Origin of the sequence: Bacillus sp. FSL M8-0166 (assembly GCF_038008825.1) — a bacterium.
Classification (GTDB): domain Bacteria; phylum Bacillota; class Bacilli; order Bacillales; family Bacillaceae; genus Bacillus; species Bacillus safensis.
Genome location: NZ_JBBOZZ010000001.1, coordinates 3565832 through 3581164, shown reverse-complemented (window position 1 = coordinate 3581164; position 15333 = coordinate 3565832). Strand labels below are relative to the sequence as shown.

The window sequence follows — 15333 nt, the reverse complement described above, 5'->3', positions numbered from 1 at the left end:
AGTTGTATCGAAAGAATTATTTCTTCTCATCTTTTTTCGTCTGAGAGGTTTTCTTTTTCGCTTCAGATTCTTTCTCTTTTTTCTCTTGATCGGCTTTTGACTGCTCTTTTTGTTCAGCTGTTTCATCTGTTTGGCTTGCGCCCGAGGAGTCACTCGTGCTTGTCTCCGTTGTTTCTTTTTCTTCATATTTCGCCATTTCCTTAATGATCGGATCTAGCTGTTTTTGTTTTTCTTCAGCAGAAAGGCTGTCATCGTTTTGAATTTCATTGCGGTAGGCGACGAGTGCCGTAAATATGTACCTGTCGTCTCCAAGCACCCGTGCAATATCAAGTGCTTCCTTGCTATTGCCTTGTCCAATATGAATCCAAAAAAGGAAGTATTGCGGATCTGTCTGCAATGTGTACGTTTCTGTGATTTCTTTTTTATGCTGATCAAGTAACAGACTGCCTTGATTCGTTTGTACATACGAAATGGCCAGTTCATATTGAAGAGAGACTGGCATTTGATTGGCTGGATATTTCTCTAACGTATCCACCACTTGACTGTACTGCTTGTTGAGATAATATTTGTTTGCCTCGACGTACGCTTCTTGTTTTGGCACGGCAAAAAAGAAGGTGAAAATGGTGTACACCAATGCAGGGATTAACAGGACAAGTAGACCTAGTCCGATGTATCGCTCGATTTTCCATTTCTTTTTAGGAATGGTTAAGAGCGTTTTTTCTTTCGCATCGATTGCTTTGATCTTTTGCTCAATCAAAGCTGACAATTCTTCCAGCGACTTCGTTTCACTAATTTCTTTTGCAAGCTCAGATAATTTCAACGTTTCATTGTAAGCCACATATTCTTGAAATTGATATTCATGGTCAACCACTCGAAGAACGACGGCCTTGACCTCTTTTAACAGGCGATGCTCATCAGTTTCATATGGCGGGATGCTTTCTTTAACCCCATAATGCAAAAATGCAGGAGCTAAGCCTTGATGAAAAACAATGTTTTCAGGAGAAACAATAGGATGCAGCCGCTTCACGTCGTGTTTAAGAACTGCATCGACAAGCTGGTATGAAAAAATCCATTTGCTTTTTTCATCCTTTGCATGGATGAAACGAAATTCCTGATAGGCAGGAGGCGGTTGTATAGAAATGATGACCTCATCTTCGGTTAATTGAATCTCTTTCTGAAATGAAGGATTGATGTCTTTGATCGGTGCTGCTTCTAAACCGTCTAAGAGTTTAATCGTCTCTTTTTGAAAAATAAAGGTATAGGTGCCTCCCTCTTTTTTCATGACTGCTTCTAATTGTTCTTCTAAATAGGAACTCTTTTTATCTGCCATTTACAAAAGTCCTTTCATAGTATTTCCAGCCTGTCTCCTGTGGTAATTCCACAGTCTGACAGCTTATATTCGCCTGAAAACACAGCTTTCTTATTGACTACTCGCACCCATCCGCCTTCCCTCTTTGGAAGTGAGATTTGTTTTGCCTGCCAGGCGATATGGATGACTTGTTTAATATGTAAATAATTTGATAGTCTCAAATCAAACACACTGCCATCATAATTTTTTAAGTCGATGGTAATATCGATATACACAAATTTCCACCTCACAAAATAGAAAGAGCGCCGGCATCCATTGACAGACTCGGCGCTTTTTCTGCATTTCACACTTAGAAAGGAAATCCCTTTGATTAGCCGCGGATTTGGCTTGCGATGTCTTGGTCAGTGCTTTCAAGTGTATTTGCCGTTTGATCAAGCTGATTGCTGACATCTGTTAATAGATCAGACATTTTGATAAATGAAGGCTTAAGCTGCTCGTATTGATCAGCAAATGCTTCACTAGAAGCACCTTCCCACATTCCTTTTAAATCAGAGATCATTCTATTTAGACGATCAACTTGGTTTAACACTTCTTGACTTTCAACACCATATTGCTTAGCGGTCGCTCTTAGTTCTTCTGGGGTTACGCGAATAATTCCTGACATATTCCTCATTACCTCCCGTGCATAGCCGCCATATAATGGGCTAATCCACTTATTTTTTGACGTTATTATTATAAAAACAGAAATGATACACAGTCAAACAAATCTGTTTTTATTTTACAAAATGAGTCTATAGAATTACTGTTTTTTCGCTTTTTATCTAGTATTTAACAGTTTTTTGGTCATATATTCTTAATAAATGTCCACCCACTTCGATGAACCTTTCCGCCTATTGATTTTTTACTACGTTATTATTGTACTATTTCTTTTTCATCGTGTTTCAACATCCATGTGCTTGCTTCTCACACTTTTTGTTTTTTTAAGTTTATGGCAGTTTTTTGTTGATTTACGCACCTCATTCTCTTCATAATGTAAGTACGTGAAATATTCGAAAAAGCAGGGGTTTTTTATGACAAAAAAGACAGATCCGTTTAAGTATAGTCTTGATCGTTTAGAGGATGTGGCAGACCAAATTAGTGATGTGCTCAATTGCCCTATTACTATAGAAGATACTCATCATCGATTATTGGCATATAGCACACACAATGATTTTACTGATCCCGCCAGAACTTCAACCATTATCTCCCGCCGGGTACCGGAAAAAGTCATCAATCGGCTTTGGAAGGACGGCATCATTCCTACACTCCTTAAAACAGACGAACCGCTTCGTGTCCCTCAAATTGCAGAGGTGGGTTTATCTAGCAGGGTCGCCATTTCCATCTGGAAGGACAAAGAAGTGCTCGGATTTATTTGGGCGATTGAATCCGCACAGCCTTTTTCAGAAGAAGAAATGGACCTTCTCAAAATGGCAGCACATGCCGTGAAAAACAAATTACTCAATTTACAAATTCGAAAAACGAAAACAGAAGAACGCAATCAGGAGCTTTTCTGGAAGATGCTCACGGGTCATATTCATGAAAAGGATGAGATGCTTGACCTATTTTTAAGACTTGGCATCAGATGTCCAGATACATATGCCATCATCATCTTCCGTCTTCGTGACGAACTCACAGAGGAGACAGAAAAAAAGCTGTCCTATCTGCTTGAAACAACACAGCAAGTTCAGGTACTGTTAACGACTGTTGATTTTCACGAATTCATTATTCTTGTCTCACCAAAAACAGAACATCCGCTTCAAGATATTAAACAATTCACAAGCGGCATGCTGCATCAGCTGGCGGACCGGTATCATATTCAGCATGTTCAGGCAGCGATTGGAGGAATTTACGATAACATCTCTCATATTCAGCCTTCCTATAAAGAAGCACTGGCTGTATTAAAGACGAAAGAACGCTTTCCAGTTGAAACAGAACGTTTAAACAGCTTTTCTGAACTAGGCATTTATCAATATCTTGATGTGCTTGCTGAGAAGCGAAAGGGCTCTTCTTACTCCAGTTACTCTTTATCGAAGCTGGAGGATTACGACCTGAGGCATCATTCCAACCTTGTCGAAACCCTTGAGCGGTTTATTGACTGTGACAGCAATGCCAATATTGCCGCTAAGCAATTAAACATCCACATCAATACCTTGAATTATCGATTAAAACGGATTACAGACATCGCAGAAATTGATTTAAAAAACATGAATGAGAAAATGACCATATACCTTGATATGAAGCTAAAAAACGTCCATTTGTGAAATTTCACAAAGAGGCGTTTTTTTATTTTTTATTTCAACCGAAGAATTTTCTAAACTTTCAGGATACACTAGACATACAATATCAATAGATAAGCATAGGGGGAATAAACATGATCATCGGCATTCCGAAAGAAATTAAGAACAATGAAAACCGAGTGGCATTAACACCAGGAGCAGCTTCTCAATTGCTTTCAGCTGGACATCAGATTTTAATTGAAACAAACGCTGGTTCTGGAAGCGGATTCACTGATGACGATTATGTATCTGTTGGTGCAGAGATTCTTGATCAGGCGAAAGATGTATGGGCATCTTCTGATATGATCATGAAGGTAAAGGAACCATTACCTGAGGAATATCCTTATTTCAGAGAAGGACTCATCTTATTTACGTACCTGCATCTTGCCGCAGAGCCCTCCTTGGCTGAAGCATTAAAACAAAAAGGTGTTACAGCCATTGCTTATGAAACAGTAACGGACGGAAAATCACTCCCTCTTCTCACACCTATGTCGGAAGTGGCAGGCAGAATGGCCGCTCAAATTGGTGCACAATTTTTAGAAAAGCCAAAAGGCGGAAAGGGTATTTTACTTGCAGGGGTACCAGGGGTATCAAGAGGAAAGGTCACCATTATTGGCGGCGGTGTTGTTGGAACAAACGCAGCGAAAATGGCGATCGGTCTTGGCGCAGATGTCACCCTGATTGATGTAAACGCAGAACGCCTGCGTCAGCTGGACGACCAATTTGGACATCAAATGAAAACGTTAATGTCCAATCCTGTCAACATTGCAGATTCAGTCAGTGAGGCAGACCTTCTCATTTGTGCTGTACTGATTCCTGGTGCCAAAGCACCAACGCTTGTGACAGAAGAAATGGTGAAACAAATGAAGCCTGGTTCTGTCATTGTGGATGTAGCGATTGATCAAGGCGGCATTGTTGAAACCATTGATCATATCACAACCCATGATCAGCCTACTTATGAAAAACACGGCATTTTACATTATGCTGTCGCTAATATGCCAGGCGCGGTTCCGCGGACATCCACTGTTGCTTTAACGAATGTGACTGTTCCATATGCACTGCAAATTGCGAATAAAGGCGCTGCAAAAGCCATTAGAGAAAACAATGCCATCGCAGAAGGTGTCAATGTCATGAACGGGCATATCACGTACGAAGCGGTCGCTCGTGATCTCGGCTATGATTACGTACCTGTCAGTAAAGCCATCGATGCCTCTTTTATGACCGAAGCTTAATCAACTACCCGCCCTATTGATGGGCGGGTTTTATTGTTAACCTTAAATAAAAACAAGTTGACAAAAATTCCTCTTCCCCTTAATCTATTTGTACAGATAAGACAGGGGGAAACATCATGCAAAAGAAGACAAGAACTGCTGACTTTGTGCTAGTCGGAATGTTTGCTGCACTCATGGCTATCGGAGCCAATATCACATCCATTGTGCCGTTTTTACAGGTCGGCGGTATTCCACTTACGATGCAGCCGTTTTTTTGTGTGCTTGCTGGTCTCTTACTCGGCAGACGGCTTGGCGCATTAGCTATGATTGTCTATGCCTTGGTTGGAATTGCTGGTGCACCTGTATTCGCCCAGTTCTCTGCGGGCTTTGGGGTCATTTTAGGGAAAAGCGGCGGCTTTGTATTATCGTACATCCCTGCTGCCTGGCTTGCCGGATTCATTCTAGAAAAACGAAAAAACCCTGGCTTTGGCCGCTTTTTGCTTGCAGCCATTGCTGGTACGACCGTGATGTATGTAATCGGAACCACCTATACATACCTCGCACTAAATGTATGGCTCAATGCCCCGATTTCCTATCAAACCACGTGGTTCTTTATGATCTGGTTTATGGTGAAAGATTACGCATTGACCATATTACTTGCGATGCTGGCTCCTAAAATTTATCGCTCTGTTTCAAAAGCCACATCCTTTCGAAAACAAGAAGCTATATCATAGAAAAAAGAGCCTGAATGAAGACAGGCTCTTTTTTCACCATTACTCAGCGTATTGATCTATGATTTCTTCTAACATTCCTTCTAGCACTTCTACATCTTCAAGATCTGATGGACTGAAGCGGTAGCGTGCAAGCTGTTCTCCATCATTATACATCTCCTCAAGCCAGCCTCGCAGGCCTCTTGCTCTACGGTCGACTTCGAATACAATGTCTAATCCGCCTTCATCAATCAGAAAAATCAGCTCTAACTCATCAAGCATATAGCGATAGTAGTCTGATGTCGGAATGAACTCGAATTCTTGAACGAATGGCAGACGACGCTGAAAGTAAGGTGCTTGCTCACAGTCTGCTTCATTCAGGTGGAAGCCAAGGTTTCTAGTGGCTACCAGCACATTTTTCACCCAAGGATGTGCTTCAACGAAAATGCGGTCATAGTCAGATTTATCGATTCCGCCTTGGATATCAAGGTCTGTCATTACTGCAATTTCTACTTTTCCGATCGTCATCGGGGTATCGATAGGAAGAATAAATGAAAACGGAAATTCACGCTTTTCTCCAGACTGAATGGTAAAAGAATCCGTCACTCGTAAAGTATAGATGTTCACATATTTTCTATGCTCTTCATCATCTTTCATAATCACATACTGTGTTTGAATCTTGACATTGATATAGCGTATTTCCTGAGAAATTTTCCCGCCCTTTACATGGACAGTTCCCGTTACTTCTTGTCCTGGATAATAAGCGTTTTTCTCTAAAATGGTGTCTACTTTTGCCGCACCAATTCCTGCACTGGCCGCTAGTTTTTTAAAAAATGACATGTCCCATCTTCCCCTTTTCATTTTTATCAGCATATATACGTAAGATAAAGGAAGAAAGATTCATTTAATTCATACTTTTGTCCTAATTATTTTTTCATCTACGAACAACAAAAAAGCTTATAGAAAAAACATCATCGTTTTCTCTACAAGCTTTTCATTTTACAGAATAATCGCCGCCAGCCAGCCGAACAGAACAAGCGGAATATTATAATAGATAAAAGTCGGGACACAAGTTCCCCAAATGTGGTGATGCTGTCCATCCATATTCAATCCAGATGTTGGTCCAAGCGTACTGTCACTTGCAGGTGAACCCGCATCTCCAACAGCCGCAGCAGAGCCAATAATGGCAATGGTAGCCATTGGACTAAATCCTAAGTGTAAACAAAGTGGAACAAAGATGGTTGTAATAATCGGAATCGTTGCAAATGATGATCCGATCCCCATTGTCACAAGCAGGCCAACGAGCAGCATTAGAATCGCTGCAAGGCTCTGGCTGTTGCCGATAAATTGGGAAGATGCTTTGACAAGAGATTCAATGTCTCCTGTTTTTGTTAAAACGTTGGCAAAACCAGCCGCAACAAGCATGACAAAACCGATAAATGCCATCATATTCATTCCAGATGTAATGAGTTCATCTGCTTCATCGCGTTTCATCATTCCAGTCACAAACAAGACCAGCAGTCCTGAGAGTGCACCGAAGATCATTCCTTCCACGCCAAGGCTTTGCGATAGATAAAGCTGGACAATCAACGAAACGAGAATAGCAAGACCGGCAAAGAATAAGCTTTTTTTCGTATAAGCCGATTTCTCTACGTCTGTAATTTCACGATCCTCATATACCTTCGGCTTTCGATACACAAAAATGGAAACGATCAAACCAAGAACCATACCCGCAACAGGAATCAGCATGGCATATGGAATATCTGCTAAGTTTACAGTAAGACCCGCTTCCTTCATATTGTCACGAAGCATTCCGTGGAAAATCTGTCCAAAACCGACTGGAAGTAATATATATGGTGCAGTGAGTCCGAAGGTCATGACACACGCTAGCAGTCTGCGGTCAATCTGAAGCTCGTTAAACACCTTTAATAACGGCGGAATTAAGACTGGGATAAAAGCAATATGAACAGGGACGACGTTCTGTGAAAAACAGGACACGATCAAAATGACAAGAACGATGAGCACTTTTGATAGTGTTTTCCGTCTTGAATCGCCTTCTTTTCCTAGAAGCTTCACTGCTCCTTCAACCATAGCATCTGGTAGACCTGTTTTCGTCAGCGCCGCAGCAAAAGCCCCTAATAGCGCATAACTAATCGCCACTGTTGCATTTCCTCCAAGTCCGTCCGTAAAGGCGTTTACTGTTCCTCCCAAGCCTAATCCACCTGCAAGTCCGCCAGCTAAAGCGCCTATTGCCAGCGCAATCACGACATTGACCCGCAGCAAGCTTAATATCAACATTAAAACAACCGCTAAAACAACTGCATTCATGGTGAAACCCCCGAAATCCTTTAGTTTACTAATGTAGTAGATAATTAAAGTACCAACGTATGTTACCATAGAAAAAAAACTTCGTCAAATGGCGTATGTCCTACATAAAAAAAGCCCTGCCATCTGGCAGAGCCTTCTCCTTTATTTCTTTCCTTCAAATCGTTCCACAAATGTAGCAAGTGATCTTACCATCACACCTGTTGCCCCTGTTGGTCCAAAGCATGAAGGTTTTTCTGTTGTTGCAGTTCCTGCAATATCTAAGTGAACCCAAGGTGTATCCTCTGCGAATTCACCAATGAAAGCACCTGCCATGATCGCATGACCATCACGGCCTGGTGAGTTATTGAGATCCGCCATTTTGCTGTTTCGTACTCGTTTCTTATCTTTTTCCGTGATTGGCAGCTGCCAGATCATTTCACCGCATTCTTCTGATGCTTCTTTAAACTGAGCGTACAGCTCATCGTTATTGGTCATCGCGCCTGTTGTCTCATTTCCAAGCGCCACAATGACACCGCCTGTTAATGTGGCCACATCTACAAGGACAGAGGCACCATGCTGCTTCGCATATGTCACCCCATCTGCTAAAACAAGACGGCCTTCTGCATCCGTATTGAGCACTTCGATTGTTTTACCGCTTAGTGACACAATCACGTCGTCCGGCTTCATAGCGTCTGCTGAGATCATATTATCAGTTGAGGCAATGACCGCAATGACATTTTGCTCTGGGCGCAGTTCTCCGATGATTTCCATTGCGCCTAAAACAGAGGCTGAGCCGCCCATATCTGTTTTCATGCCAACCATACTCGCTCTTGGCTTTAAAGAATAGCCCCCGGTATCATACGTGATGCCTTTACCGACAAGGCCGATGACATCTGTCCATTCTTCCTTGCCTTGATATTTCAATACGATGAGTTTTGGCGGTTCTGTTGAGCCTCTATTGACGGCTAAAATACCGCCCATTCCGAGCTCTTCCATTTGTTCTTTATCTAAAATTTCAATCTCAAATTCATATTTATATGCAAGCTCTGCCGCATACGAAGCCAGATCAGAGGATGTGAGCATGTTCGGCGGCATATTCACAAGGGTACGGGCCGAATTGACTGACTGTCCGTACACTTCGCCGACTTTCAGACTCGCCTGAATTTCAGCTTGATCATGCTCTGTCGTTGCATAAACAAACTCGATAAAACGATCCGGTTCATTTGTTTTATGTTTAAAATCCTGTAATTCATATGTAGCTAAAAGGCAGCTTTCAGAAAGGGCATGGGCTGCATCTTGAGCAGGCAGATCCTTTCCAATAAACGTATCCAGCAAGACAGAAACCGCTTGCTTTTTATCTTGATGAAGCTTTTTGAATAAATGGGCAAACACTTCTTTTGCCTCTTCAAACGTGTAATCTGATTCCTTCCCAAGCCCGACAAAATAAATGCGTTTGATGCCTGTTTCAGGGGATGGGAAAAACTTCGAAAGCTGATTTCGTTTGGATGAAATGTCGCCTTCTTTTAATAATTCAGTGATTCTTCCTTCGAGTAATTCATCCATTTCTTTTGCTTTTCCTGATAATTGGCTCTTTTGAAAAAGTCCGATCGCCAGTGTATCTTTATGCTGCAATTCATTTGTCGAGAAAAACATATTTATCACACGCTCCTTAATGAACTCCATTTTTCACATTGGAACTTCTATTATATCAAAATTTGCGTGCCTATACGATCATTGCCAGTCTGTCTTTACTTGATGAACATTTATATTTTCACACGCGGAAGGGCATCATGAAAAAGCGGCGAAAACCTGAGCAGCCTGTCCGTGTTCTCCTCGTTCCACATCTACTTTCTTTAATGTTATAATGAACATGGACTTGGCAGCATTTTTTACTGCTATCATTTTTTCATCATACTAGGATCTTTAGTCCATCATTTCGCACGATATTTTTTCTTAAAGAGAGGATGTTTCTTGTTCATGAGCGTACTGACGAATTTTCCGCTGCTTGCCAGCCTTGCAGCCATCTTTTTTGCACAATTTGTAAAAGTACCGATTCAATTTATCATTTCTAGACGACTAGATTGGTCGCTCATTACAAGCACAGGCGGAATGCCAAGTTCACACTCCGCAGCAGTAACAGCACTCTCAACAGCAGTGGCTTTAGAGCACGGGCTAGATACATCTATCTTTGCCATTTCCGCCATCTTTGCCATTATTACCATGTTTGATGCGACAGGCGTTCGCAGACAGGCAGGAGAACAGGCGACTGTTCTCAACAAGCTCGTAACAGATTTTAACCGATTTGTTTCCGAAGCAAAGAATTTCCCAAATGCGGAAGAAAAAGAAAAGCAAAAGAAATTAAAAGAGCTTCTTGGTCATAAGCCGATTGAAGTCTTCTTCGGCGGCTTAACAGGGATCTTGCTGACACTCATCTTAGATTATTTCTTCATGTAGAAGCGAAAAAGCTTTGGACCTTAAACGGCCCAAAGCTTTTTCATTCTTTATTGGCTTGAAACTGCTGACGGAATACTTGCATCGATTCTGCTTCATTGAGCTGATTTAAGTCTTTTTCCGTTAACGTCCCTTCCCCCTTTTTGATGATATACACATCGAGCACTTTTTTACCCCATTCTCTATACACATCATCAACGGTTTCATAATATAAATCAAGCTTATGACCTTTAATGGCTTTCCCAGTATCTGCAACCACACCGTAGCCATAGTTTGGGATATACAATACGGTTCCAATCGGAAAGACAGATGGGTCCGCTGCCACTGTTGAATATAAATCACGTTTCACTTTGACGCCTGAATATGTAATGCCATATGCATGATGTTCCTTCGTTTTGCCTGTTGATTCCACACCTGCTGTATAGCCGGTTGCAACAACCTTCTTCTTCGGGTAATTGTTCCAATTAAATGCTTCTTCGAGAGAAACAGACCGCGAATCTTCACTTTTGAGTGCCATCGTTTCCCTTTTTGACTGTTGAAAAAAAGAAGATACTTGCTTGCCCGCATCAGTCTCTTTCACCCATGCAGCTAAATCACTTGGTTCGACTCCAGATATGCCCGTAAAGCTTGTCAAAAGTGCAAGCATGAATAGGGCTGTCATGAACAATCGTTTCATCCATGTTTTCATCTCTATTTGTCACTCCTCTACCCATCTATTTGTTTCCAAACAAAATGGAAACTATGCAAAGGAGAAACAAAAAAACCCACTTGCGTGTCCACAAGTGAGTTAAAACATTTGATACCCTCTTTTTCGAAGTGCATTAATGACAAAACCTGATGTGATCGCACCAATCAGGCCGCTTAATAAGATGATGATATCTGCCGCAGCGAGTGAGACAATCCGATCTCCTATTCCTGAAAAAGCGGTGCCAGGCTCTCTTACATATGCGATCATCTTTTGATTGTTGATAATGAAAAGGCATACAATTGGATATAAAATAGCCATAATCCATGACATTCTCAGCAGCATATTGAGCAAAAAGCCAATGCCGAAGAATAACACGAAAAATAAAATAACTGAAATGATAACGACTGGTAAACTGATCACTTCATCTCCACCCCCAAATATCCCATCATTAGTTTAACTTGGAAATAGAGATGAAGTCAATCAATGGAAAAAGCAGATCGATTAACGCTTCTTTCCTGTCCCTTTACATTCCTCACATGTTTCAGATCCGCCGAGCAATAGCTGAAAATACCCTTTTCCTGAACAATATTGACAGGTTGATGTTTTTTCCTTTGTTTGTGCATTCATATTGCTCACTCCTTAATCTAAATTTTCTGATAATTCATCATAACATATTTTGCTGCCGATGACCAAGTGAGAAAATATACCACAACACATAAAAAAACGTGTATCACGAGGATACACGTTTTTGTCTATGATGGTTTAGAAGAACTTGAATTTTCCTTTTTTCAGAACAAGTCCTGGTCCGCCAACCATGAATAATGAACGGTTGTCGATGATTTTCTTCATTGCAGAAGCTTTTGTTCCTTGAAGTTTTTTACCAAACGCAACACCTACAGCGTCGTGTTCACCAAGAGAAGCAACTGTTCCTTTGATGTCTGGCTTAAAGCTTTCAAGAGAGCCGCCTTTTACTAGTGCTGCAAGGTTTTTCGCTACTGTTTCACCTTGCTGCATAGCAATTTGTGCAGTTGGTGGGTACGGACGGTTGATTTCTTCATTGATAATCAATGAACAGTCACCGATGATGAAGACATCATCATTTTCTGGTACACGAAGATCTGGAGAAACTTTTACGCGGCCGCGCATGTTTTCAAAACCAGCTTCTTCAACGATTGGGTTACCGCGTACACCTGCAGCCCAAACAACAGTTTCAGCTTTGATTTCTTCTGTATCATCGTCTTTTCCAACAATGATACCTTCAGGCGTACATTCTTTGATCGCTGTACCGATTTTGAACTCAACACCTTTACCTTGAAGGTAGTTCATCGCATAATCGATCAATTCTGGGTCGAATCCAGGAAGAGCTGTTGGCGCAGCTTCTACACAGATGATACGCACGTCTTTTTGATCAATGTCATACTCTTTGCAAAGCTCAGGCACACGGTTTCCAAGCTCACCAAGGAACTCAATACCTGTGAAACCTGCACCGCCGACAACGATCGTCAAACGCTCTGGACGTTTTTCAGCATCCGTATTATACGTCGCAAATTGAAGCTCAATGTGCTCACGAAGCTGACGAGCAGAGTTGATGTTAGAGATTGAGAATGCGTATTCTTTCAGTCCTGCAATACCAAATGTTTCAGGAACAGCACCAAGTGCAACAACAAGGTAGTCATAAGAAAGTTCGCCATCTGATGTCACAACTTTCTTCGCTTCCTTATCAATGCTTTCAACTGTTGCTTGTACAAAGTTGACACGGGAACTGTTAATCACATCTTTGATTTGATAACGACAGCGGTCATGATGAAGTGTACCTGCACTTGCTTCATGAAGCCAAGTTGTTTCGTAATGATAATTATGCTTGTTCACAAGAGTAATGTCCGCATCATTTGTGCCAAGCTGTTTTGTTAATCTTGTTACAGTCATTAATCCGCCATAACCTGCACCTAATACAACGATTTTCGGTTTATTCACTGGAATCACATCCACCTTTTTTAAATTTGCTGTAAAACGGATAAAGAATTACATATCGTTATTCTCAACCGCTTTGCGGCATTTTATGAAATTTAAACAAAAAAATAAGTATGTGAAAATCTGAACTTTCACCTACATAAAACGAAAGCATTTGACCGTATCCGACAAAAATTCATAAAAAATTAATATTTAGTTCCCTTAACAATAATAGCGAGTTCTGCTCCAATTTTCAAGGCTTTAAACTGAAAATCCTTATGATAAACGGTCTTTCTCACTTTTTCCTCCCTTTCAAAGCTTCAGCATCAAAAAACGACAAGTTTTTCAAAACAAGTCAAACGACGATATGTGGTATGATATGATATAGTGATAACAATTTTCATTTGGGAGGATTAAAGGAATGCAAGAAGATTCTAAGGTATATGACATTACCGTTATCGGGGGCGGCCCCGTTGGATTGTTTACTGCGTTTTACGGAGGCATGAGACAGGCAAGTGTGAAAATCATTGAAAGCCTTCCTCAGCTCGGCGGTCAACTATCCGCTCTTTACCCTGAAAAATATATTTATGATGTGGCTGGATTCCCAAAAATCCGCGCACAAGAATTAGTTGATAACTTAAAGGAACAAATGGATAAATTTGATCAAACCATTTGCTTAGAGCAGGCAGTTGAAACGGTTGAAAAGCAAGCAGATGGTATTTTTAAACTTGTGACAAATCAAGAGATTCATTATTCTAAAACAATCATCATCACAGCTGGTAACGGTGCATTCCAACCGAGAAAGCTGGAGCTAGATGCAGCAGAGTCATTTGAAGGAAGCAACCTGCATTACTTCATTAATGACTTGAACCAATTTGCCGGCAGACGTGTTGCCGTTCTTGGAGGCGGAGACTCTGCGGTGGACTGGGCGCTGATGCTTGAACCAATCGCAAAAGAAGTATCCATTATTCACCGCCGCGATAAATTCCGCGCGCATGAGCACAGTGTAGAAAACCTGCACAACTCGAAAGTCAATGTACTGACACCATTTGTACCAACTGAACTCATTGGTGAAGACCGCATTGAACAAATCGTGCTCGAAGAAGTCAAAGGCGACAAAAAACAAGTGCTTGATGTGGACGATGTGATCGTCAACTTCGGGTTTGTTTCCTCCCTTGGACCAATCAAACAATGGGGCCTTGAAATCGAAAAGAACTCCATCGTGGTGAAATCTACAATGGAAACAAACATTGAAGGCTTCTATGCGGCAGGAGACATCTGTACGTATGAAGGAAAAGTCAAATTGATTGCAAGCGGATTTGGTGAAGCACCAACTGCTGTCAACAATGCAAAAGCCTACATGGACCCGAAAGCCCGTGTACAACCTCTCCATTCCACAAGCTTATTTGAAAACAAATAAGATCGGATCAAAAAAGGAGTTCCCACTCGCGGAACTCCTTTTTCGTTTATTTAAAAACCCCAATATAGGCATTTGCCATTCCAAGTACCATTGCAGCAAGCAGCACCACAACAATCCCTGCCACAACCAAAATCACCCGATCCTTCACACGTTCCTTTTTCGGAAGCGGCTTCTCAATCCCGCAAGATGGACACGTTTTGGAACGATACGGAATCAGTTCATGACAGTTCCTGCAATTGATTTGTTCACTCAAACCTCAGCAACCTCTTTTCTGACTACAGTTTATGTTTGGTTCTCATGATACTCTTTTCGAGGGGAAATAGCCAGTTGTTCGGGCAAGCTGTAACAAAATTGAGCGATTTGTGAAGTGCGGAAATCATGAAGGTATCATCTGTTCGACCGATATAAAGAAAGAAAATTAGATAATAAAGGATAGGTGAAAGATGTTGAGGCGTTTAATGATTAGTGTTTGCTTGTTACTCATCATTGGCGGCTCAGTTGAATTGTTTGCAAAAGACTTTAACAAACGTGATGCTGAGTTCGCAGCAGGATTAAATATTGATAGTGAGCAACTAGAGCCTTTTTTAAATCATATCTCCTCTTCGATATTGGATTCTGGTTTGAATCACCAAGACATCAAACAGATACTGACTGAAGTAAAAAAAATGCATAAAGACAATGAAACGAAAGAAATCGGTACGTTTGAAGTGATGTATCGCGGAGAACCAGCAAAGATTCGAATTGAGGTTGAAGTACATGTGGAAGATATAAACAAAGAAGTTTTAATCTATTTTTATAGTACACAAGAGTTAATCTACATTCTCGACAAAGAACTCTTAAAAACCGAAGAAGAAATATGAGAAAGAGACGCTGGGTGAGGTGAGTGCCTTTTTTCTTTGCTCTCAGTTCAATTAAAAAAGCCTCCTTGATCGTGTTGTTTACAAAACAAACGAACAAGCAGGCTTATCTTTA

17 protein-coding genes are annotated in these 15333 nt (G+C 41.2%); 6 read left to right on the top strand and 11 right to left on the bottom strand.

What is annotated here, in order from left to right:
- Positions 1 to 16: 16 nt before the first annotated feature.
- The 3 genes from essB to NSS92_RS18415 all read right to left on the bottom strand — a co-directional run bounded on the left by essB (position 17) and on the right by NSS92_RS18415 (position 1973).
- Complete coding sequence (gene essB, locus NSS92_RS18425) at positions 17 to 1330, bottom strand: type VII secretion protein EssB (RefSeq protein WP_340869838.1); 1314 nt, start codon at positions 1328 to 1330, stop codon at positions 17 to 19.
- A 14-nt stretch (positions 1331 to 1344) separates the two neighbouring features.
- On the bottom strand, positions 1345 to 1584 hold the full coding sequence (locus NSS92_RS18420; RefSeq protein WP_003213579.1) for an EsaB/YukD family protein: 240 nt from the start codon (positions 1582 to 1584) through the stop codon (positions 1345 to 1347).
- A 95-nt stretch (positions 1585 to 1679) separates the two neighbouring features.
- Entirely contained in the window at positions 1680 to 1973 is a 294-nt protein-coding gene (locus NSS92_RS18415) for a WXG100 family type VII secretion target (RefSeq protein WP_003213769.1), read from the bottom strand.
- Between the two features lie 406 nt (positions 1974 to 2379).
- Between NSS92_RS18415 and NSS92_RS18410 the strand changes: the two genes are divergently transcribed.
- The 3 genes from NSS92_RS18410 (at position 2380) to NSS92_RS18400 (ending at position 5569) form a co-directional block, all read left to right on the top strand.
- A complete protein-coding gene (locus tag NSS92_RS18410) occupies positions 2380 to 3609 on the top strand; it encodes a PucR family transcriptional regulator (RefSeq protein ID WP_048237340.1) in 1230 nt (409 codons plus the stop codon).
- A gap of 110 nt (positions 3610 to 3719) precedes the next feature.
- Complete coding sequence (gene ald / locus NSS92_RS18405) at positions 3720 to 4856, top strand: alanine dehydrogenase (protein WP_340869836.1); 1137 nt, start codon at positions 3720 to 3722, stop codon at positions 4854 to 4856.
- Positions 4857 to 4972: 116 nt separating this feature from the next.
- The gene (locus tag NSS92_RS18400; RefSeq protein ID WP_285604139.1) at positions 4973 to 5569 is read left to right on the top strand and encodes a biotin transporter BioY; all 597 of its coding nucleotides are present in this window, start codon (positions 4973 to 4975) and stop codon (positions 5567 to 5569) included.
- Positions 5570 to 5608: 39 nt separating this feature from the next.
- Here NSS92_RS18400 and NSS92_RS18395 read toward each other — a convergent pair whose 3' ends face one another.
- The 3 genes from NSS92_RS18395 to NSS92_RS18385 all read right to left on the bottom strand — a co-directional run bounded on the left by NSS92_RS18395 (position 5609) and on the right by NSS92_RS18385 (position 9505).
- Positions 5609 to 6385 (bottom strand): sporulation protein, encoded by a 777-nt coding sequence (locus tag NSS92_RS18395; protein WP_340869830.1) that lies wholly within the window; start codon positions 6383 to 6385, stop codon positions 5609 to 5611.
- 159 nt (positions 6386 to 6544) lie between these two features.
- Entirely contained in the window at positions 6545 to 7873 is a 1329-nt protein-coding gene (locus NSS92_RS18390; protein ID WP_142945105.1) for a Na+/H+ antiporter family protein, read from the bottom strand.
- A 141-nt stretch (positions 7874 to 8014) separates the two neighbouring features.
- Positions 8015 to 9505, bottom strand: coding sequence for a leucyl aminopeptidase (locus NSS92_RS18385; RefSeq protein ID WP_034282598.1), 1491 nt, complete (start codon positions 9503 to 9505; stop codon positions 8015 to 8017).
- A gap of 324 nt (positions 9506 to 9829) precedes the next feature.
- Here NSS92_RS18385 and NSS92_RS18380 point away from each other — a divergent pair, with 324 nt between their 5' ends.
- On the top strand, positions 9830 to 10306 hold the full coding sequence (locus NSS92_RS18380) for a divergent PAP2 family protein (protein WP_267586568.1): 477 nt from the start codon (positions 9830 to 9832) through the stop codon (positions 10304 to 10306).
- 40 nt (positions 10307 to 10346) lie between these two features.
- Here the strand turns inward: NSS92_RS18380 and NSS92_RS18375 are convergent, their stop codons facing one another.
- The 4 genes from NSS92_RS18375 to NSS92_RS18360 all read right to left on the bottom strand — a co-directional run bounded on the left by NSS92_RS18375 (position 10347) and on the right by NSS92_RS18360 (position 12971).
- Positions 10347 to 10991, bottom strand: coding sequence for a 3D domain-containing protein (locus tag NSS92_RS18375; protein WP_340869826.1), 645 nt, complete (start codon positions 10989 to 10991; stop codon positions 10347 to 10349).
- A 99-nt stretch (positions 10992 to 11090) separates the two neighbouring features.
- Positions 11091 to 11411 carry a YuiB family protein gene (locus NSS92_RS18370; RefSeq protein ID WP_024423349.1) on the bottom strand — a complete coding sequence of 107 codons (321 nt, stop codon included), beginning with the start codon at positions 11409 to 11411 and terminating at the stop codon, positions 11091 to 11093.
- Positions 11412 to 11492: 81 nt separating this feature from the next.
- Positions 11493 to 11618, bottom strand: a complete 126-nt coding sequence (locus NSS92_RS18365; RefSeq protein ID WP_157840088.1) for a YuiA family protein — start codon at positions 11616 to 11618, stop codon at positions 11493 to 11495.
- A 135-nt stretch (positions 11619 to 11753) separates the two neighbouring features.
- Complete coding sequence (locus NSS92_RS18360; RefSeq protein ID WP_162473404.1) at positions 11754 to 12971, bottom strand: NAD(P)/FAD-dependent oxidoreductase; 1218 nt, start codon at positions 12969 to 12971, stop codon at positions 11754 to 11756.
- 391 nt (positions 12972 to 13362) lie between these two features.
- Between NSS92_RS18360 and yumC the strand changes: the two genes are divergently transcribed.
- Positions 13363 to 14361 (top strand): ferredoxin--NADP reductase 2, encoded by a 999-nt coding sequence (yumC, locus tag NSS92_RS18355; RefSeq protein ID WP_034282604.1) that lies wholly within the window; start codon positions 13363 to 13365, stop codon positions 14359 to 14361.
- Between the two features lie 46 nt (positions 14362 to 14407).
- Here the strand turns inward: yumC and NSS92_RS18350 are convergent, their stop codons facing one another.
- Positions 14408 to 14614, bottom strand: coding sequence for a hypothetical protein (locus NSS92_RS18350; protein ID WP_024423352.1), 207 nt, complete (start codon positions 14612 to 14614; stop codon positions 14408 to 14410).
- 190 nt (positions 14615 to 14804) lie between these two features.
- Between NSS92_RS18350 and NSS92_RS18345 the strand changes: the two genes are divergently transcribed.
- Positions 14805 to 15221, top strand: a complete 417-nt coding sequence (locus NSS92_RS18345; RefSeq protein ID WP_267586571.1) for a hypothetical protein — start codon at positions 14805 to 14807, stop codon at positions 15219 to 15221.
- The last annotated feature ends 112 nt before the right edge of the window (positions 15222 to 15333 follow it).